This window comes from Streptomyces sp. NPDC031466 (assembly GCF_055581265.1).
Map to the genome: position 1 here is coordinate 299,782 of NZ_JBVIJT010000009.1, position 21,101 is coordinate 320,882.

A 21,101-nucleotide genomic window follows, 5' to 3' on the forward strand; every position below is an offset into this window, starting at 1 on the left:
GTGTCCGACCGCGAAAAAGCAGCAGAAAAGGCGACGGTAAAGCCCGCCGCGGGGGCCGGGGAAATACGGCAGCCGGGCCGCTTCAGCGGCATCGGCCCCCTGATGCTCGTCTGGTCGGGACAGGCCGTCTCACTGGTCGGGAGCGCCGTTCTCAGATTCGCCTTCATCATCGAGGTCTGGTCCACCGGCGAGCAGGCCACCGCCGTCACCGCGCTGTCCCTGTGCGCCCTGCTTCCCCAGGCCCTGTTCAGTCCGTTCGCGGGCGCGATAATCGACCGCATCCGCAAACGCTCCGCCCTCCAGATCGCGGACGTGGGCGGATTCCTCACCGTCGGTCTCCTCTCCCTCGTGCACTTCTTCGGCGGCGGCCTGGAGGCCTGGCAGGTCTACCCCGCCACCGTGTTCCTCGGCATCAGCTCCGCCTTCCAGCTGCCCGCGCTCACCGCCGCCGTCCCCCTCCTGGTGCGCAAGGACCAACTGGGCCGCGCCAACGGCCTGTTGGCCGGGGCCAAGAGCGCCGCCGGGATCTGCGGCCCCGCCCTCGGCGGGATCATGGTGGCCGTCTCCGGGATCGGCGCCGTCCTCGTCATCGACCTCGCGAGCTACGCCTTCGCCCTCATCGGCGTACGCGTGGTGCGGATGAAGGACGACAAGGTCCCCGAGGGCGCCGGCGCGCCCCGCTCGAAGATCGTCGCGGAGGCCGTGGAGGGCCTGCGCTACCTCTTCCGGCAGCCGAGCCTGCGCGACATGACCGTGAACTTCTGCACGGTCAACCTCGTCATGGTCTTCGGCTTCGCCGTCATCCAGCCCATGGTCCTCATCAGGTCGGGCAACGGCGCGCTGGCCGCCGTGAACAGCGCGATCGGCGTCGGCGGAGTCGTCGGCGGACTGCTGATGGCGGCCTGGGGCGGCCCGAAGAACCGCGGCCGGGGCATGATGCTCGGCATCGTCGGCATGTGCCTGACCGCCCAGATCGCCATGGCGCTGGCCGGCGGGGTCACCGGCTGGTGTGCGGCCATCCTGCTCGGCGCGCTGCTCATGACGCTCGTCAACGCCTCCATGCAGGCCATCGTGCAGACCAAGGTGCCCCGTGAGTGGCAGGGCCGGGTCTTCGGCGCCGTGATGTTCCTGTCGCAGATCTCCGTCCCGCTCGCCACAGCGGTCTCCGGGCCGCTCGCCGACCACCTCTTCGAGCCACAGGCCGGCGACGGGAGCGGCGTCTTCGTCCTCCTCGGCCCGCTGTTCGGCGACGGACCCGGCAGCGGCATGGCCGGGATGCTCTTCCTCGCGGGCGTCGCGGGGCTCGCGGTCGCGCTCTGGGGGCTGGCGAGCCGCTCGATCAGGGACATCGACGTACTGCTGCCGGACATCGACGACGGCACCGAGCGCCAGGGCGGTGAGAAGGATGACGCGGTGCGTGCATGAGATCTTCGAGGAGCGGGCGGCGCGGACGCCGGGCGCGACCGCGCTCGTGTACGGGGACGAGCGGCTGACGTACGCCGAACTCGACGCGCGCGCCGACCGGTTGGCGGGCCTGCTCGCGGCGCGCGGAGTGGTGCGCGGCGACACCGTCGGGGTCCACCTGGAACGCTCCGCCGAGATGCCCGTGGCGGTCCTCGGCACGCTGAAGGCCGGCGCGGGATACGTGCTGCTCGACCCCGGCTTCCCGGCCGCGCGGCTGCGCGCCATGGCGACGGACGCGGCCGTCACGGCGGTACTCGCGCGACGTGGGGCGACGTCGGATGTGCCGGTGCCGGCACCGGAGTCGGGCGTCGCGGACGTGCTGCCCGGGGTGGCCGCCGAGGGCGTGCCCGTGCCGGGCGTCGAGGGCGTACCCGTGCTGTATCTGGAGGACGCCGCGCACGCGACGCCCCTGGCGCGCGGTGCGGTGCGGGTGGCCCCCGACGACGTGGCCTGCGTGATGTTCACCTCCGGCTCGACCGGACGGCCCAAGGGCATCGTCGCCCCGCACCGTGCCGTCACCGCCACGCTGACCGGCCAGGACTTCGCGGCCTTCGGCCCCGGCGCGGTCTGGCTGCAGAGCGCGCCCGTGTCGTGGGACGCGTGTGTGCTGGAGCTGTGGGGACCGCTGCTGGGCGGCGGGACGTGCGTACTGCACCCGGGGCGCCGCCCCGACCCGGTGGTGATCGCCCGGCTCGCCGCCGAGCACGGCGTCACCTCCCTGTATCTGTCCGCGTCGCTGTTCAACGTGATCGTCGACGAGTACCCCCGCGCGCTCGCCGGGCTGCGCGAACTGATCGTCGGCGGCGAGGCGTTGTCGCCCCCGCACGTCGCCCGCGCCCTGGAGCGCTCGCCTGGTCTGCGGATCAGCAACGGCTACGGCCCCGTCGAGTGCATGGTCTTCCTCACCGTCCATCCCATCGCCCCGCACGACGTGCGCGAGGGCCGCCCGGTGCCGATCGGCGCACCGCTGGCCGGCAAGCGCCTGTACGTCCTCGACGAGCGGCTGCGGCCGGTCGCCGACGGCGTCACCGGCGAGCTGTACGCCGCCGGGGCGGGGCTCGCGCGCGGTTACTGCGACCCGGCGCTGACGGCGGAGCGGTTCGTCGCCGCGCCGCCCGGGACCGGCACCGAAGGCGAACGGATGTACCGCACCGGCGATCTGGCGTGCCGGCGCCCCGACGGAACCTTCGAGTACCGGGGCCGGGCCGACGGCCAGGTGAAGATCCGCGGCTTCCGGGTGGAGCCCGGCGAGGTCGAGGCCGCCCTGGCCCGCCACCCCGGGGTCGACCGCGCCGCCGTGGTCGCCGCCCCCGCGCCGGCGGACGGCGAGCGGCAGCTCGTCGCGTACGTCGTGGCGAGCGGCCGGGCCGAGAAGGCGCCCACCGAGGCCGAGTTGCGCGCGCACGCCGAGCGCGAGCTGGCCGACTTCCTGGTGCCCGCCCTCTTCGTCCCGCTGGCCGCGCTGCCGCTGACGCCCAACGGCAAACTGGACCACGCGGCGCTGCCCGAGCCGCCCCGGACCCCGGCCGCCACGCCGCGGGAGGCGGGCGCCGGCGGGGAGGTGCCCGAGGGCACCGGAAGCGGACCGGGTGTCGGTGACGCCGGGATCAGGACAGGTACCGGCGGCTCGGGTGGTCGGGAGCCCGGGGTGGGCCGCGGTGCCGGTGACGCCCCGAGCGAGACCGTACGCACGCTGTGCGGCCTCTTCGCCGCCGTCCTCGGCGTCGCCGCCATCGGGCCGGACGAGGACTTCTTCGGCCGGGGCGGCCACTCCCTGCTGGCCGCGCGGCTGCTCGGCCGCGTCCACGCGCGGCTCGGCGCCGAACTCGACCTGCGTACGCTCTTCCGCTCACCCACTCCGGCGGCCCTGGCACCCCACGTCGACGCCGCCGCCAAGTCCCGCCCGCCGGAAGCCCCCGCGCCGGCCGGTGGCGGCGCCCCGCTGCCCGTCTCCGACGCCCAGCACCGGCTGTGGTTCCTCGACCGGCTCGGCGCGGGCGTCGCGTACAACCTGCCGATGCTGGTGCGGCTGCGCGGCCCGGTCGACCCGGACGCCCTGGCGGCTGCCCTCGGGGACGTCGTCACCCGGCACGACGTGCTCCGCACCCTCTTCGACGAGGTGGACGGCGCTCCCGCGCGGCGCGTGCTGGACGGCGTCGCGGCCCGGCCGCCGTTCCGCCACGCCACCGTCCCCGAGGCGGAGCTGACGCGGGCGATCGAGACGGCCGCCCGCCACCGCTTCGACCTCGGCGCCGAACTGCCGGTGCGCGCCACGCTGTTCGGCGTCCGGGAGCGTCCCGGCGAGCACGCCCTGCTCGTCCTGGTCCACCACATCGCCGGGGACGGCTGGTCCCTCGCGCCCCTCTTCCGCGACCTCTCCCGCGCGTACGCCGCGAGAACCGCGGGAGCCGTCGACAACCCACTGCCGCCCCTGCCCGTCCCCTACGCCGAACACGCCCGCCGCCGGACCGAACGCCTCGGCCCGCCCGCCGACCCGGCGTCCCTCGCCGCCCGCCAACTCGCCCACTGGCGGGAGGCGTTGGACGGCCTCGGCGCCGAGGGGCCACTGCTTCCCCGGCGTACGGACCGGCCCGCCGTGCCGGGTCCCGCCGCCGCGACCGTGGTGCGCCACCTCGACGCCGCCGCCCACGCCCGCCTCGTCGCCGCCGCCCGCGCCGAGGGCGCCACCCTCTTCATGGCGCTGCACGCCGCGCTCGCCGCCGTCCTCACCCGGGCCGGCGCGGGCGACGACCTCGCGATCGGGGCGCCGGTGGCGGGCCGCGCGGGGGACGGCGGCGTCGAGGACGCCGTCGGGTTCTTCGTGAACATGCTCGTACTGCGCACCGACGTGTCCGGCGACCCCACCGCACGGCAGCTCCTCGCCCGCGTCCGGGACGCCGACCTGGCCGCCTTCGCCCACCAGGACGTGCCGTTCGAACACGTCGTGGGAGCGCTCAACCCGCCGCGCCCACCGGGCCGCCAGCCCTTCACCGACGTCGTCCTCGCCCTGCAGAACAACGCGCGCGCCGAGGTGGCCCTGCCCGGCGCCGACGCGGGCGTCGAGGTGGTGCGCACCGGCGAGGCCCGCTTCGAGCTGCTCGTCGACGTCACCGACGCCACCGGGCCCGACGGAGTGCCCGAGGGGCTGACCCTCACCTTCGAGTACCGCGCGGACTGCCTGGAGGAGTCCTTCGCGGCCTGGCTCGCGGACGCACTGCCCCAGGCCCTGGAGGCGGCCGCCGCCGCGCCGGACACCCACCTGTCGGCACTCGTCGCCGACGCACCGCCGCGCCGGGCCGACGACAGCGACAGGACCGCCGTGACCCCGGCCCCGACGGCCGGTCCCGACACGGGCCCCCGCACCCCGCTGGAGCGGGACGTCGCCGCCGTCTGGAGCGACGTCCTCGGCGTGCCGGACATCGGGCGGGACGCCGACTTCTTCGCCCTCGGCGGCAACTCGCTGCGCGCCGTGCGGGTCGCGGCCCGCCTCACCACCGACACGCGGACCGTGACGGCCGCGCAGCTCTTCGCCGCGCCCACCGTCGCCGCCCTCGCCGCCGAACTGGCGCGGGCGCCCCTCTCCCCGGGCCCCGCCGCCACCCCCATCCCGCGGCGCCCGCGCGTGCCCCGCCAGCAGGATCAGCAGAGCCACCTCAGCAGGGAACAGGAGAAGAGGCCGTGGACCTCAGCGTGATGTTCTTCGGCGCGGACAGCGGCACGGCCGCCGAAGCGGGTGGTGCCGTCGCAGCCGGCCGCGCCACCGAGGCCGCACCCGGCCGTGCCACCGAGGCCCGGCCCGGCACCGCCACCGCCACCCCGCACTCGCGGACGTACGACGACATCCTCACCGTCGCCCGTACCGCCGACCGCCTCGGTTTCCACGCCATCTGGACCCCCGAACGCCACTTCCAGCAGGTGGGCCAGGTCTTTCCCAGCCCGCCCGTGCTCAGCGCGGCCCTCGCCGTCGCCACCGAGCGCATCAACATCCGCGCGGGCAGCGTCGTACTGCCTCTGCATCACCCGCTGAAGGTCGCCGAGGACTGGGCGGTCGTCGACAACCTCTCGCACGGCCGCGCCGGGATCTCCGTCGCCACCGGCTGGCACTCCACCGACTTCACCCTCGCCCCGGAGCACTACGCCGACCGCAGGGAGCGCGCCCTGCGGACCATCCCGGAACTGCGGCGGCTGTGGGCGGGCGAGGCGGCCGTCTACCCCGACGGCACCGGGACGCCGGTGAGCGTCGTCCCGCAGCCCCGGCCCGTCCAGGAGCGGCTGCCGCTGTGGCTCACCACCTCCGGCAACCCCGAGACGTGGGAGAGCGCGGGCCGGCTGCGCGCCGGGGTGCTCGGCGCGACCGTCGGGCAGAGCCGGGACGAGCTGGCCGAGAAGATCGCCCGCTACCGCGCGGCCTGCGCCGCCGCCCCCGACCAGGCGGGCACCGACGCGCACGGCCGGGTGACGCTGATGGCGCACACCTACGTCGGCGCCGACGACGCCGAGGTGCGGCGCCAGGCCGCCGCGCCCCTCAAGGCCTACCTCGCCTCGTACCTGCGTCAGACCGCCGCCAACCGCGCCACCGACGCGCGCGGCGGCGCGGAGCTGACCGCCGAACAGACCGCCATGCTCGCCGAGTTCGCCTTCCAGCGCTACCTGACCTGGGGCAGCCTCCTCGGCTCGCCCGGCCACTGCGCCAAGATGCTCGCCGACCTGCGCGACCTGGGCTGCGACGAGGTGGCCTGCTTCATCGACTTCGGCATCGGACGCGACGAGGTACTCGCGGGGCTGCACCGCCTCGCCGAGCTGAGAGAGGCCGCACTGTGACCCCCCACCAGCCTTCCATGGCCGACCGCTTCAGCGCGCTCAGCGGCGAGCAGCGCGTGCGGCTGATGCGCCGCCTCGTCGAGGCCGGCCGCGCCCGGGAGATCCCCTCGGTCGTGCCGCCCCGCGACGCCGACGGAGCCGTCCCGCTCAGCCCCGCCCAGCGGGACCTGTGGGTGTACGAGTCGCTGTATCCCGGCACCCCGGCCCTCAACCTCTGCTGCGCCTACCACTTCACCGACCCGGCCGACGGCGCCGAACCCGTCGACCCGGCCCACCTGGAGGCCGCGCTCACCCTCGTTCAGGCCCACCACGACATCCTGCGCACCCGGATCTTCGGCACGGCGGACGCCCCACGCGTCGACTTCCCCGACGAGGGCCCCTTCGTCCTGGAGCGCGAGGACCTGCGCGGCACGGGCACCACCATCGAGGAGGCCTTCCGCGCCTTCCGCCGCCGCCCCTTCGACCTCACGGCGGAGCGCCTCGTCCGGGGCCGCTTCGTGCGCGTCGACGACACGCGTACGACGCTGATGCTGAGCCTGCACCACATCATCACCGACTGGTGGTCCTTCGACGTGCTCCAGAGCGAGTTCGCCGAGGCGTACCGCGCCGTGCGCGAGGGCACCGAACCGAAGCTGACCCGCCCCGCCGTCCAGTACGCCGACTTCGCCTTCTGGCAGGGCGAGCTGGAGGCCGCCGGGGTCTTCGACGCGCGCCTGGACTTCTGGCGCCGCTACCTGGCCGACCCGCCGGGTCCGCTGACCGTGCCGGGCCACGGGGACCCGGACGCCGGCGAGGACGGCATCGTCCAGATCCGCTTCCGCGTGGACGCGCCCACCACCCGCGCCGTCCGCGCGCTGGCCCGCGAGCGCGGCGCGTCCGTGTACGTCGTCCTCATGACGGCCTTCGCGGTCCTCGCGCACCGCGTGTCCGGCGCCGGCGACCTGGTCATCGGCACACCGGTCGCCAACCGCTCGGCCAAGGGCCTGGAGCAGGTCATCGGGTACGTGATGAACGCCGTGCCGACCCGCTGGCGCATCGGCGACGACGACTCCTTCGCCGACGTCCTCGCCCGATTCGGCACCGACTTCCCGGCCCTCATGGCGGGCGCCGACCTGCCGGTGGGCCGCATCGTCTCGGCCGCCGCCCCCGAGCGCAGCGCGGGCCGCTCCCCACTGTTCCAGTGGGTGTTCATGCACCTGACGGAGCAGGCGAGCGTCTCCGCCGTACGGGAGTTCGCCGAGCCCGAACGCATCCACACCGGCGGCGAACACGACCTCGTGGGCGTCGTGCGGGACAGCGGCGACGGCATGGACGGCAGCTTCGAGGTCCGCACCGACCTGTTCTCGCCCGAGGCCGTGACCCGCTGGGCGGACAGCTATCTCACCCTCCTGGAGCAGGTCACCGCCGACCCGACCGCGTTCCTGCGCGACCTCGACGTGGTCCCCGGCGCCGAGCGCGACCGCCTGCTCGCCCTCGCGCGGGGCCCGGCCGCGCCCGCCCCCGAGCCGCTGCCGGACACCGTCGCCCGGCACGCCGCCCGCACCCCCGACGCGCCCGCCCTCGAAGCCGACGGACTGCGCCTGACCTACGCCGAACTGGCCGACCGAGTCGACCGGTTGGCGGGCCTCCTCGCCCGGCACGGGGCGGGCCCGGGGCGCACCGTCGCGCTCGCCCTGAGCCGTGGCGCGGACTTCCCGGTCGCCGCGCTCGCCGTGCAGCGGGCCGGCGCCGCCCATCTCCCGGTCGACCCCGACTACCCGCCCGAGCGCGTCCGGGCCGCCCTGGCCGACGCGGCGCCCGCGCTCCTGGTCACCGACGCGCGCACCGCCGCAGCCGGGGTCCTGCCGGACACCGGTCTGCCCCGCATCGTCCTGGACGACGACGCGTACACGGGCGCGCCCCTGCCGCCCGTGCCCCTGGACCCGGCCCACGCCGCCTACGTCATCCACACCTCCGGCTCCACCGGCACCCCCAAGGGCGTCGTCGTCCCGCACGCCGGTCTCGCCGCGCTCGCCCACAGCCTCGTGGACCGCTTCGCGCTGGCCGCCGACGCCCGCGTCCTCCAGCTCGGCTCACCGGCGTTCGACATCTCCGTCGCCGAGATGTGCATGGCCTTCGGGCCCGGCGCCACCCTCGTCGTGCCGCCGCCGGGCCCCCTCGCCGGGGACGGTCTCGGCCGGGTCCTCACCGAGCGGCGGATCTCCTGCGCGATGATCCCGCCGTCCGTCCTCGCGACCGTGCCCGAGGGCCCCTACCCGGCGCTGCGCTCCCTCGCCGTCGGCGCCGAGGCCTGCCCGCCCCCGCTCGTGGCCCGCTGGGCCGTCGCCGGGCGCCGCTTCCACAACGCGTACGGCCCCACCGAGGCCACCGTCGCCGCCACCCTGTCCGGCCCCCTGGCGGGCGACGGCACCGCCCCGCCCATCGGCACCCCGGTCGCGGGCACCGCCGCGTACGTCCTGGACGCCCGGCTGCGGCCGGTGCCCGTCGGCGTCGCGGGGGAGCTGTACCTCTCCTCGGCGGGCCTGGCCCGGGGCTACCTGAACCGGCCCGCGGCCACCGCCGAGCGCTTCGTCGCCGACCCCTACGGCGCCCCCGGGTCCCGCATGTACCGCACCGGCGACCTGGTTTTCCGCGCCGACGACGGCACCCTGCACTACCTGGGCCGCACCGACGAACAGGTCAAGCTGCGCGGCCTGCGCATCGAGCCGGGCGAGGTCGCCGCCGCCCTCACCGGGCACCCCTCGGTGGCGCGCGCGGTCGCGGTCGTACGCGAGGACGGCCGCGGCAGGCCGCAGCTCGTCGGCTACGCGGTCCCCGCCCCCGGCCACACCCTGGACCCGAACGAACTCCTCGCGCACGCCGCCGGCCTGCTGCCCGCGCACATGGTGCCCACGGACGTCGTCCAGCTGCCCGAACTGCCCCTGACCCGCAGCGGCAAGCTCGACCGGGCCGCCCTGCCCGCCCCCCGGGCCACCACCGCGACGCGCGCACCCGCCTCCGCCCGCGAGAAGGAGCTGTGCGACCTCTTCGCGCGTGTCCTCGGCGTCGCGGACATCGGCGCCGACGACGACTTCTTCCGGCTCGGCGGCGACAGCATCATGGCCATCCAGCTCGCCGGACAGGCGTCGGCGGCCGGACTCACCCTCGCCCCCCGCGACGTCTTCACCCTGCGTACGCCCGCCCAACTGGCCGTCCACGTAAGGGCGTCGGCTGCCGGGGGACCGGACGACGGCGACACCGGCGCGGGCCGCTTCCCGCTCACGCCCGTCATGCGCTGGTGGCTCGAACAGGGCGGCGACACCTGGGCGTTCACCCAGTCCATGGCGTTCCCCGTGCCGCCCGGCACGGACCAGGCACGCGTCGAGGCCGCGGTGCGCTCCCTCACCCGGCGGCACGCGGCGCTGCGGATGCGGCTGCTGGCGCCGGAACGGGAGGTCGAGGTCGCCGAACAGGCCCCGCCGGGTGCCCGCCCCGAACGCGTCGCCGTCGCCGACGAGGCACAGGCCCTCGCGAAGGCCCGGGAGCTGGCCCGCAAGATCCGCCTCGCCCCCGAGGACGGCGAGATGCACCGCGCCGTCTGGCTCGACGCCGGACCGGAGCACCGGGGCGTCCTGCTCCTGACCGTGCACCACCTGGCGGTCGACGGCGTCTCGTGGCGGATCATCGGCCCCGAACTGGCCGCCGCGCTCGCCGGGGACCCCGCCCAGGCGCCGGCCCCCGGCACCTCCTTCACCCGGTGGGCCGGACTGCTCGCCGAGGAAGCGGTAAACACCCGGTCGGCCGTCGAACAGGCCTGGTGGATGGAACAGTTGGCGGCGGCGGAGGGCTCCCTCCTCTGTGCGGGACGCGGTCGCGGGGGCCGCCGCGCGACCCTCACCGTCGAGCTGCCCGCCGACCTCACCGAAGCCGCGCTCACCACCCTGCCCGCCGCCTTCAACTGCGGCCCCGACGCGGTGCTCCTCACCGCCCTCGCCACGGCCGCCGTACGCCACCGGGGTGAGGGGACCGGCCTGCTCGTCCACCTGGAGGGGCACGGCAGGGAGGTCCTGTCCGCGCCCGCCGACGTGTCCCGGACGGTCGGCTGGTTCACCACCCAGTACCCCGTGCTGCTCGACGTCGGGGCGGACACCGGGCCGCGCGCGGCGGTCGAGGCGCTCAAGGCCGTCAAGGAGCGGCTGCGGTCCGTGCCGAACGGCGGCATCGGCTGGGGCCTCCTGCGCCACCTCAACCCCGACACGGCCCCCGTCCTCGCCGAGCTCCCCGTCCCCGACGTGCGGTTCAACTACCTCGGGCGGCTCACCGCCGGTGACGCGGCCGGCGGCGAACTCCTCGACGGCGCCCCCGACGCCGTACCGCTCGGGCACGCGGTCGAGATCGACGCCCTCGCCACGGAGGGCGCGGACGGCCTGCGCCTCGAAGTGACCTTCTCGTACGCGGAAGAGGTCCTCGCCGAGGCGGACGTACGGGAGCTGGCCCGCCTGTGGCGCGAGGGCATCGCCGCGCTCGCGAGGGAGACGGCGGAGGGCGCCCCCATCGGCGCCACCCCGTCGGACTTCCCGCTGGTGGACCTCTCCATGGACCAACTGGCCATGCTGGAGGGCGACCTGGGGGACCTGGGAGATTTCGGTGATCCAGGTGATCCGGGCCGGCCGGGCGAGCTGCCGGGGGCGACGGACCTCCCCGGCCCCGGTCCCGCGACCGACCCGCAGGACCGGCGATGAGCGGGCGCATCGCGGACGTGCTGCCGCTCACCCCGGTCCAGGAAGGGCTGCTGTTCCACGCCGTACGGGACACCGAGGGCCCCGACCCCTACGTGGTGCAGGCCCGCTTCCGCATCGGTCCCGCGATCGCCCCGGACGCCGTACGGAACGCGCTCACCGCCCTCCTGGAACGGCACCCCAACCTGCGCGCCTGCTTCCGCCACGAACGCCTCGAACGCCCCGTGCAGGTGATCCCGCACGCGGTCGCGGTGCCGTGGCGGGAGATCGACCTGAGGGGCCGGACGGAACCCGAAGTGACCGCCGAGACAGATGCGTTGCTGGCGCGGGACCGTGCCCGCCGCTTCGACCTGGCGCGTCCGCCCGCCCTGCGCGCCCTGCTCGTGCGGCACGACACCGGAAGCGAACTCGTCCTCTCCTTCCACCACATCCTGCTCGACGGCTGGTCGGTCCCGGTCCTCGAACGCGACCTCGCGGCCCTGGTCACCGGCCGGGCCCTGCCGCCCCCCGTGCCCTACCGGCAGTACGCGCTGTGGCTGAACCGGCAGGACAAGGGCCGTGCCGAGGCCGCCTGGCGCGAGGCGCTGGCCGGCCTGGAACGGCCCGCTCCGCTCCTGCCCCCGGACCCGGAGGAGGAGACGTACGCCGACACCCCCGGCGGCGAGCCGGCCGAACCCGACGCGGTACGCCTGCACCTCACCGCGGAACTGACCGCCGCCCTCACCCGGCGCGCCGCCGACGCGGGCGTCACCCTCAACACCCTGACCCAGGCCGCCTGGGCCCTGGTCCTCGCCCGGATGACCGGCGGCCGCGACCTGGTCTTCGGTGGCGTCGTCTCGGGCCGCCCGCACGACCTGCCCGGGGCCGGGGAGATGGTGGGCCTGTTCATCAACACGCTGCCCGTCAGGGTGCGGCTGTGCGACGGTGAGACCGTCGGACGGCTGCTCACCCGCGTCCAGGACGAGCAGTGGCGCCTCGCCCCGTACCACCACGTGCGGCTCATGGACGTACAACGGCTGGCCGCCGAGGCCGAGACCCAGGCCACGAGCGGGGGCGCCGGGCATGAGGCCCGGCCGGGGGAGCTGTTCGACTCCGTCCTCGCGTTCGAGAACTTCCCGCGCGGGGCCGACCGGGCCGGACACGAGGGCCCGGACACGGTCCGCGTGACGGACGTACGGGACGCCACGCACTACCCCGTGACCCTCGCCGTCGTCGCGGGGGAGCGGATGCTCCTCGCCGTGACCTGCCGGCACGGCATCCCCGCGGCGGCCGTCGCGGCCCGCCTCGCACGCGCCTTCGAGCAGCTCGCGGGCGACCCCGCCACGCCGGTGGACCGGATCGACGTACTCCCCGACGAGGAGCGCGCCCGGCTGCTCGCCGCGTCCGCCGGAGCGCGGGCGGCGGTGGTGGCCGGGCCCGCCACCGTGCCGGGCCGGTTCGCCGCGCAGGCGGCCCGTACGCCGGACGCGCCCGCCGTGGAGAGCGGCGACGGCGTCCTCACGTACGGGCGCCTCGCCGCGGAATCGGACCGACTGGCCCGCCGCCTCGTCGCGGCGGGCGTGACGCCCGGCGCCACGGTGGCCCTGCTCCTGCGCCGCTCACCGGCCCTGATCGTCGCGCAGCTCGCCGTGCTCAAGGTGGGCGCCTGCTGGCTGCCTCTGGACCCGGCACAGCCCGCCGAGAGGCTCGCGCGGCTGCTGGCCGGGGCGTCGGCGGGGCTGGTGTTGACGGCGGGGGAGCCGTCCGTGGAGCTGCCCGCGCAGGTGCGCCGCCTGGACGTACACGGACGGACACCGGAGTCCGGGGGGAGCCTCCCGCCGGCGCGCCCCGACGCGGCCGCGTGCGTGATGTACACGTCCGGGTCGAGCGGCGAGCCCAAGGGCGTCGTGATCCCGCAGCGGGCCCTCACCGAACTGGCCGCCGACGGGTCCTTCCGGAACGGGTCCGGGGCCGGGGGCGGGGAGAGGGACGGCGTCGAGGGTGATGGGGAGGGCGAGGGCGTCGGTTCGTTCGGCCCGGGGTCCCCGCACCGCCGCGTGCTGCTGCACAGCCCGCACACCTTCGACGCCGCCACCTACGAGGTGTGGGTCCCCCTCCTGAACGGCGGCACGGTCGTGGTCTGCCCCGACGAGCCCGTCACGCCCGCCCTGCTGGCCAGGGTGCTGCCCGAGCGGCGCGTGAGCGCGCTGTTCCTGACGGCGGAACTCTTCCGCGCGGTCGCGGAGCTCGCGCCGGGCGCGCTGCGCGGGCTGCGCGCGGTGTGGACCGGCGGCGACGTCGTCGACCCGGAAGCGGTGCGCCGCGTCGCGGAACACTGCCCCGAGGTGACCGTCGTCAACGCCTACGGCCCCACGGAGGCGACGGTCTTCGCGACGGCCCACCCCGTGGCGGGCCCCGCCGTCACGGCCCACCGCCCCCCGGGCGCCCCGCTGCCGATCGGCCGGCCGCTCGACGGCACCCGCGTCCACGTCCTGGACGCCGCTCTGCGCCCCGTGCCGACCGGATGCGTGGGGGAGGTGTACCTCGCCGGGGCCGGTCTCGCCCACGGATACCTGGGCCGCCCCGCCGCCACCGCCGAACGCTTCGTGCCCGACCCGTACGGCGCCCCGGGCACCCGCATGTACCGCACCGGCGACCTCGCCCGCCGGCACTCCGACGGCACCCTCATGTTCGCCGGCCGCGCCGACGACCAGCTCAAGATCCGCGGCTTCCGCGTCGAACCGGCGGAGGTGGAGGCGGCGCTGGCGACGTGCCCCGGCGTGACCCGCGCGGTGGTCGCCGCGCGGCCCGCGCCGGGTGGCGGCAAGCGGCTCGTGGCGTGGGTGGTGCCGGAGCAGGACGGCAGCCCCGGTTCAGCGCCCGACGGCGACGCGGACCTCCTGACGCGGGTACGGGCCCACGCCGCCCGCGTCCTCCCCGCCCACCTGCTGCCCACCGCCTGGGCCCGCGTGGACGCCGTGCCGCTCACCCCGCACGGCAAGACCGACCGTGCCGCGCTGCCCGAACCCGGGGCCCCGGCGGGAGCGGCGGCAGGTGCGTCACGTACGCCTCGTACGCCTCGCGAGAAGGAGCTGTGCGCGCTGTTCGGCGAGGTGCTGGGCGGCGAGGCCGGACCGGACACCGACTTCTTCGCGTCCGGCGGCCACTCGCTGAGCGCGCTGCGGCTCGCCGGACGGATCGAGGAGGCCTGGGGGGCGCGGGTGCCGGTGGCGACCCTCTTCGCGGCGCCGACGCCCGCCCGGCTCCTGGCCCGGTTGGACGGTGCCGGGTCGGGCGACGCCGGGTCGGGCGAGGGCGCGTCGGGCGGCGCCGGGTTGGGCGGTGGCGCGGCCGGCGGCCGTGTGTGGGGTGACCCTGCGGCCGGCGACCGTACGTCGTCCGGTGACCGCGAGTCCGACGGGCGCGTGCCCGGTGACCGTACGTCCGACGGGCGTGCACCCGGCGACCATTCGTCCGGCGTCCGTACGTCCGCCGGGCATGCGCCCGGTGCCCGTACGTCCGTCGCCTCCGAAGGCGGGACCCCCGGCCCCGCCGATCCCGGGGGCCTGGCCCCGCTGCTTACCCTCCGCGTCGGCGGCGGCGACCGGCTCCCGTTGTTCTGCGTGCATCCCGGTCTCGGCGTGGCCTGGGCCTACGCGGCCCTGCTGCCCCACCTCGCCCCGGACCGCCCGGTGTACGCGCTCCAGACACCGGCGCTGTCCCAGGGTGCGGACTACCAAATGCCGGATGGCGTCGGCGAGTTGGCGGGGCAGTACGTCGACCGCGTCCGGGCCGTCCGGCCGCACGGCCCCTACCTCCTGATCGGCAGGTCCTTCGGCGGACCCGTCGCCCACGAGATGGCCGTACGGCTGCGCGCGGACGGCGAGGAGGTCGCGCTGCTCGCCGTGGTGGACGCCATGCCCAAGCCCCCCGAGATCGCCCGTACCCCCCTCGCGCCGGCGGTCGTGGCCGAGGAGGCCCGGCGCATCGTCCGGGAGCGCAAGGCCGTGCTGGACGGCATCGGCGAGCACCGCCTGGCCGCGCTGACCGAGGCCATCGCCCACCACGTGACGCTCGGCAGGAGTTGGGTCCCGTCCCGGTACGACGGCCCCGTCACCCTCTTCGCCGCCACCCGCGACGCCGAGGCCATCCCCACCGAGGAGAAGGCGGCGGCCTGGCGCCGTGCCGCCGCCTCGGTCGACGTGCGCGAACTGGCCTGCTCCCACGTCGAGGTGCTCGACGCGGAACCGGCCGCGCGGATCGCCGCGGCGCTCGAAGAGATCCTCGCCGGCCTTCCGACCCCCCTCCAGGGAGAGTGAACCCAGTGGACGCACCGCACCCGGCGGACACCCCGCACGACCCGGCGGACGCCCCGCACCCGGCGACCCAGCCGCACCCCCCGAACCAGCCGCACCCCCCGACCCAGACACCCCCGGCGGCCGCCCCGGAGGAGTACGAGTTCCCCGTCTCCGACGCCCAGGCCCGCCTCCTGGTCCTGGACCGGCTGGACCCCGGCACTCCCCAGTACAACGTCCCCGCCGCCTTCGCCGTGCACGGCCCCTTCGACGCCGACGCGCTCACCCGCGCGCTGGACGCCGTCGTGGCCCGGCACGAGGCCCTGCGCACCGTCTTCCGCACCGCCGCCGACGGCACACAGGCGCAGATCGTCTCCGCCACGGGGCGCGCGCACGTCACGCTCGCGCGGGACGTACCGGCGGGCGAGGCGGACGACCGGATGCGGGCGGACGCCGCCCGCCCCTTCGACCCGGCGACCGGACCGCTGCTGCGCTGCACGGTGTACGCCGTCGACGACGGCAGCCACCGCGTGCTGCTCGTGGCGCATCACCTGGTCTGCGACGGCTGGTCCCTGGGCGTCATCCTGCGGGACCTGTCGACGGCGTACGAGAACGAGCGCGGCGCGCACCCGGCCCACCCCGTACCTCCCGCTCTCCCCGAACTCCCGCTCCAGTTTCCGGACTTCGCCGCCTGGCAGCGCGACCGCCAGGCCGAGGGCGCCTACGCCGAGGCCGTCGCGCACTGGGCCGGGCGGCTGCGCGGCGCCCCCGAGGTCGTCTCGCCGCCCCTGGACCGGCCCCGCCCGGCGGTGCGCTCCGCGGCGGGCGGCAGCGAGCGGTTCCTGCTCGACGCCGGGGTGCGCGAGCGCCTGGCGGCGGTGGCCCGGACCCGGGGCGCCACGCCGTTCATGGCGCTGTTCGCCGCGTACGCCGCGTTCCTGGGGCGGCTGACGGGCCGCGACGACCTCGTCATCGGCTTCCCCGTGTCGGGGCGCGACCGGTCCGAACTCCAGGAGATGGTCGGCATGCTGACCAACACCCTGGCGCTGCGCGTCGACCTGTCCGGCGACCCGACGTACGGCGAGCTGATCGGCCGGATCCGCGCGGAACTCCTGGCGGGCGGCCCCTACCAGGACGCGCCCTTCGAGGCCGTCGTGAACACCCTCGCCCCGACCCGCGACACGAGCCACGACCCGGTCGTGCAACTGGTCTTCGCCTACGACGACGACACCGACCTGTCCCTCACGCTGACGGGCGCCCGGGTCGAACGCCTCCCCCTGGCCCTGCGCACGGCGAAGTTCGACTTCCACCTGCACGTCGAACGCTGGCAGGAGCCCGCGGAGGCCCCGGGGGGCGACCATGGGGCGGAACCCCCCAAGGGCCCAACAGCCACCCCCGCCCCCGCCCTCGCCGCCCACTTCATCTACCGCCGCGACCTCTTCGAGGCCGCCACCGTCCGCGCCTGGGCGCGGAACTTCCGTACGCTGCTCGACGCCGCCCTCGCCCGCCCCGACCTGCCGCTCCGCGCACTCGACGCCGTCCCGGCCGACGAGCGCCGCGCGGCCCTCGCGGCCGCCGACCGGACGGCCGAGGCGGCACCCACCGACCGCCTGGTGCCCGACCTGATCGCGGACGTCGCGGCCACCAGGCCCGACGCCACCGCCCTCGTCTGCGGCGACACCAGGCTGACCTACCGCGAACTGCTCGACAGAGCGGACGCGTTGGCCACTCGGCTGCGCGCGGCCGGCGTACGCCCCGGCTTCCGGGTCGGTCTGCTGCTGCCCCGCTCGCCCGAGATGGGCATCGCGGCGCTCGCGGTGCTGCGCGCGGGCGGCGCGTACGTCCCCCTCGACCAGGCGCACCCGCACGCCCGCCTCGCGCACATGGTCGAGGCGTCCGGCACGGGCCTGCTCCTGACGGCGGCCCCGACCGAGGCCGCCGGACAGCGGCTCGGCGTCCCCTGCCTGCGCGCGGACACCCCGCCGGCCGCCGACGAGCCCGCACCCGCGCTCCCGCCGGCGCCCGCTCCCACCGCCGACGACCTGGCCTACGTCCTGTTCACCTCCGGCTCCACCGGTGTCCCGAAGGGCGTCGCCGTCGAGCACCGGGCGCTGCTCAACCTCACCCGAGCCGTGCGCCCCGCGTTCCCCGTCACCGCCGAGGACCGCGTCCTGCAGTTCGTGTCGTTCGGGTTCGACGTCGCCGTGTCCGACCTGTTCTTCCCCTGGGTCGCCGGCGCCGAGCTGCACATCGCGCGCGACGACGAACGCCTCGGCGAGGCGCTCTTCGCCAGGCTGCGGGACTCCCGCATCACGTACGTCTTCCTGCCGCCGTCCGCCGCGATGCTGCTGCCCGACATCAAGGGGCGCCTGCCGCACCTGCGGACGCTCGCTGTCGGCGGCGAGGCCTGCCCCGCCGAGCTGGTCGAGCGGCTGGGCGAACCCGGCCGCCGGATCGTCAACGCGTACGGCCCGAGCGAGGCCACCGTCTACGCGACCACCGCCGACCTCGAACCGGGCGAGCCCGTGGTGATCGGCCGCCCCGTCCCGGGCGCCCGCGTCCACGTCCTGGACGCCCGCCTGCGCACGGTGCCCACCGGCGTGAGCGGCGAGGTCTACATCGCGGGCGCCTCGCTGGCCCGCGGCTACATCGGCCGCCCCGGCCCGACCGCCGAACGCTTCGTCGCCGACCCGTACGGCCCGCCGGGCTCCCGCATGTACCGCACCGGGGACCTCGCCCGCGTGGACGCGCACGGCCGGCTCCACTACCTCGGCCGCTCCGACTCCCAGGTCAAACTCCGCGGCATCCGCATCGAACTCGGCGAGATCGAGGCCCTGTTGGCGGGCCACCCGGACGTGGCGGTCGCGGCGGCCGCCGTGCGCACCACCGCCACCCCCGCTCCGGGGCCCGCCCCCGCCACCCCGGGGCCCGCCCCCGACCAGCGGCTGGTGGCCTACGTCGTGCACCGCGAGGGCGCCACCCCCGCCGACGACGACCTCCGCGCCCACCTCGCCGAACGCCTCCCCGGCTTCATGCTCCCCGAGGTCTACGTCCACCTCGACGCACTGCCGCTCAACCGCTCCGGCAAGATCGACCGGGCCCGGCTGCCCGATCCGACGCCGCGGCGGCCGGAGTTCAGCCGTACGTACGTTGCCGCCCGCACGGACACCGAGCGGCGCGTGGCACAGGTGTGGTCCCACGCGCTGACCCTCGAACGGGTGGGCGTCCAGGACAACTTCTTCGACCTCGGCGGCAACTCGGTACGGCTCCTGAGCGTCCTGGACGCCCTGCGCGCGCTGCCGACGGCCGGGGAATCGGACGCCGCCGCCGACCTCACCCTGGTCGACCTGTTCCGCCACCCCACCGTCGCCGCGCTCGCCGCGCATCTCGACCGGCGCCACCCACGCGCCCCGGACGAAGCGCCCACCAGGGCGACCGAGGCCCCCGCCGTCACAGCGGCGGAACGCAGGGGCGGCGACCGCCGCGCACGCCAGAACGCCGCCGCACAACGGCTCCGCTCCAGAAAGGGCACGCCACGATGACCGAGCCAACACCCCAGGCCTCCACCCGGGTGCCCGAAGCCGACCGGACGGCAACACCCGAGACCACCACCGGCACGGATCCCGCCCCCGACGCCCCCGACGCCACTGACGTCACCGACGTCTCCGACTCGGCGATCGCGATCGTCGGCATGAGCGGCCGCTTCCCCGGCGCCCCCGACCTGGACACGTACTGGGCCAACCTGCGCGACGGCGTCTGCTCCCTCACCGACTTCACGGAGGCGGAGCTGCTGGCCGACGGCGCGGACCCGGCCGAACTGCGCCGCCCCGAACACGTGCCCACCAAGGGCTACTTGGCCGACGCCGACCGCTTCGAGGCCGAGCTGTTCGGCTTCAACCGCACCGAGGCCACCGCCCTGGACCCCCAGCACCGGCTCCTCCTGGAGACCGCCTGGGCCGCCCTGGAGGACGCCGGGCGCGACCCGCTCGCCGCCCCGGACCGCACCGGGGTGTACGTCGGCGGCAGCCCGACCGAGCACATGCTGGCCGCCCACACCGACCGCGAACTGGCCGCGTCCATCGGCGCGATGCAGATCCGCATCCTCACCGACCGCGAGTTCCTCGCCCCCTGGATCTCCTACCGCCTCGGCCTCGAAGGCCCGAGCCTGACCGTGCAGACGGCCTGCTCGACCTCGCTGAGCGCCGTGCACCTCGCCGCCCAGGCGCTGCTCCTCGGCGAGTGCGACACCGCGCTCGCGGGCGGCGTCAGCGTCGACACCGTCCGCCGACAGGGGTACGTCCACTACGAGGGCGGCATCTTCTCGCCCGACGGCCGCTGCCGCCCCTTCGACGAGCGGGCGGCCGGCACGGTGCCGGGCAGCGGCGTGGGCGTCGTCGTCCTGCGCCGCCTGTCCGACGCGCTCGCCGACGGCGACCCGATCCGCGCGGTCCTGCGCGGCAGCGCCCTGACCAACGACGGCGCCACGAAGCTCGGCTTCACCGCCCCCGGCGTCGAACAGCAGACCGCGGCGATCGTCGAGGCCTGGGCGGCGGCGGGCCTCACCCCGTCGGCGGCCCAGTACGTGGAGACCCACGGCACGGCGACGGAACTGGGCGACCGCGTCGAACTGGCGGCGGCAAAGGCGGCGTTCGCCCCCGTACCGGAAACGGGAACAGACACAGGCACCGGCACAGCCGGAGAAGTAGCCACCGGCATCGGCATAGGCTCGGTGAAGTCGAACATAGGCCACCTGGACGCGGCCGCGGGCGTGGCCTCGCTCATCAAGGCGACGCTCATGCTGGAGCACGCGACACTGGCCCCCACGGTCAGTCTGACCCGCCCGCACCCCCAACTGGGCCTGCCAGACTCGCCGTTCCACGTCGTGGACCGCGCGACCCCGTGGCCCCGCCCCGCCGACGGCCCGCGCCGCGCGGGAATCAGCTCACTGGGAATCGGCGGTACGAACGTCCACGTCGTCCTGGAACAGGCCCCGGAACGCCCCCGCCACGCCCCGCGGTCCCGGCACCGCAGGACCGAGATCCTCCCTTTGTCGGCCCGGACGGAGACCGCCCTCACCGCGCTCGCGGCCCGGCTCGCCGCGGTCCTGCGCTCTCCCGACGCCCCCTCCCTCGCCGACACGGCGCACACGCTGCGCACGGCCCGTACCCCCATGGACGTACGCGCGTACGTCCTGGCAGCGGACCCGGCGGAGGCGGCCCAGCGGCTGCTGGCGCTGGCGGAGGGCCGCCCGTGGCCGGAGCAGGAGGACGGCCCGGACGTGGCCGGCCTGCGCGAACTCGGGGAGCTGTGGCTCAAGGGCGGCACGGTCGCCTGGCCGGAGGCGGCGGAGGGCGCCCGCAGGGTGAGCCTGCCGCCGTACCCCTTCGCGGGGGAGAGGTACGGCGCGCTGACGCTGAAGACGGCGCCCAGGACCCCGGAACCCGAATCCGCCGTGTCCGCCACGGCCCCCGCCCCGGATGCGGAGCTGCTGCCGACGGTCCACGCCGTCCTGGCCGAGGCCCTGGGCCTGGACACGCCCGGCGCCACCGCCCAGGGGACGGCCGGCTTCGCCCCGGGGACGACCTACTTCGCGGCGGGCGGCGACTCGCTGACCGCCGTCCACCTGGTCGGCAGGCTCCGGGACGAGCTCGGCATCGACGTACCGATCACCCTGTTCCTGGAGGAACTGACCCTCCAGGAATTGGCGGTACGCATCGTCGAGGCGAAGGAGCCGGACGGGGCGGACGACTCGCTGGACGCGCTCCTCGCGGAGTTCGAGGCGGAGGAGCCCCCCAAGTAGCCGACGCACCCGGACACGACGGCC

The 21,101-nt window shown here is 76.1% G+C and carries 7 protein-coding genes; all 7 read left to right on the forward strand.

The window, feature by feature from the left end:
• Genes ACZ5GP_RS23920 through ACZ5GP_RS23950 form a run of 7 tightly spaced genes read left to right on the forward strand, consistent with a single transcriptional unit; the run spans position 1 to position 21,077 of the window.
• On the forward strand, positions 1 to 1,425 hold the full coding sequence (locus ACZ5GP_RS23920) for an MFS transporter (RefSeq protein WP_468752758.1): 1,425 nt from the start codon (positions 1 to 3) through the stop codon (positions 1,423 to 1,425).
• Positions 1,418 to 5,158 (forward strand): amino acid adenylation domain-containing protein, encoded by a 3,741-nt coding sequence (locus ACZ5GP_RS23925; protein ID WP_468752759.1) that lies wholly within the window; start codon positions 1,418 to 1,420, stop codon positions 5,156 to 5,158. Before ACZ5GP_RS23920 ends, ACZ5GP_RS23925 begins: the two co-directional genes overlap by 8 nt.
• Entirely contained in the window at positions 5,143 to 6,285 is a 1,143-nt protein-coding gene (locus ACZ5GP_RS23930) for a MupA/Atu3671 family FMN-dependent luciferase-like monooxygenase (RefSeq protein ID WP_468752760.1), read from the forward strand. The genes ACZ5GP_RS23925 and ACZ5GP_RS23930 overlap by 16 nt, the downstream gene beginning before the upstream one ends.
• Positions 6,286 to 6,302: 17 nt before the next feature.
• A complete protein-coding gene (locus tag ACZ5GP_RS23935; RefSeq protein WP_468752761.1) occupies positions 6,303 to 11,006 on the forward strand; it encodes an amino acid adenylation domain-containing protein in 4,704 nt (1,567 codons plus the stop codon).
• Positions 11,003 to 15,301 (forward strand): non-ribosomal peptide synthetase, encoded by a 4,299-nt coding sequence (locus ACZ5GP_RS23940; RefSeq protein WP_468752762.1) that lies wholly within the window; start codon positions 11,003 to 11,005, stop codon positions 15,299 to 15,301. The genes ACZ5GP_RS23935 and ACZ5GP_RS23940 overlap by 4 nt, the downstream gene beginning before the upstream one ends.
• Positions 15,302 to 15,306: 5 nt before the next feature.
• On the forward strand, positions 15,307 to 18,819 hold the full coding sequence (locus tag ACZ5GP_RS23945; protein ID WP_468752763.1) for a non-ribosomal peptide synthetase: 3,513 nt from the start codon (positions 15,307 to 15,309) through the stop codon (positions 18,817 to 18,819).
• Positions 18,816 to 21,077 carry a beta-ketoacyl synthase N-terminal-like domain-containing protein gene (locus ACZ5GP_RS23950; protein WP_468752764.1) on the forward strand — a complete coding sequence of 754 codons (2,262 nt, stop codon included), beginning with the start codon at positions 18,816 to 18,818 and terminating at the stop codon, positions 21,075 to 21,077. Before ACZ5GP_RS23945 ends, ACZ5GP_RS23950 begins: the two co-directional genes overlap by 4 nt.
• Positions 21,078 to 21,101 lie beyond the last annotated feature (24 nt).

Bases quoted from the DNA above. Each gene is read 5' to 3' on its own strand.
- ACZ5GP_RS23935 (WP_468752761.1), top strand. From the start codon at position 6,303: ATGGCCGACCGCTTCAGCGCGCTCAGCGGCGAGCAGCGCGTGCGGCTG.
- ACZ5GP_RS23940 (WP_468752762.1), top strand. From the start codon at position 11,003: ATGAGCGGGCGCATCGCGGACGTGCTGCCGCTCACCCCGGTCCAGGAA.
- ACZ5GP_RS23950 (WP_468752764.1), top strand. From the start codon at position 18,816: ATGACCGAGCCAACACCCCAGGCCTCCACCCGGGTGCCCGAAGCCGAC.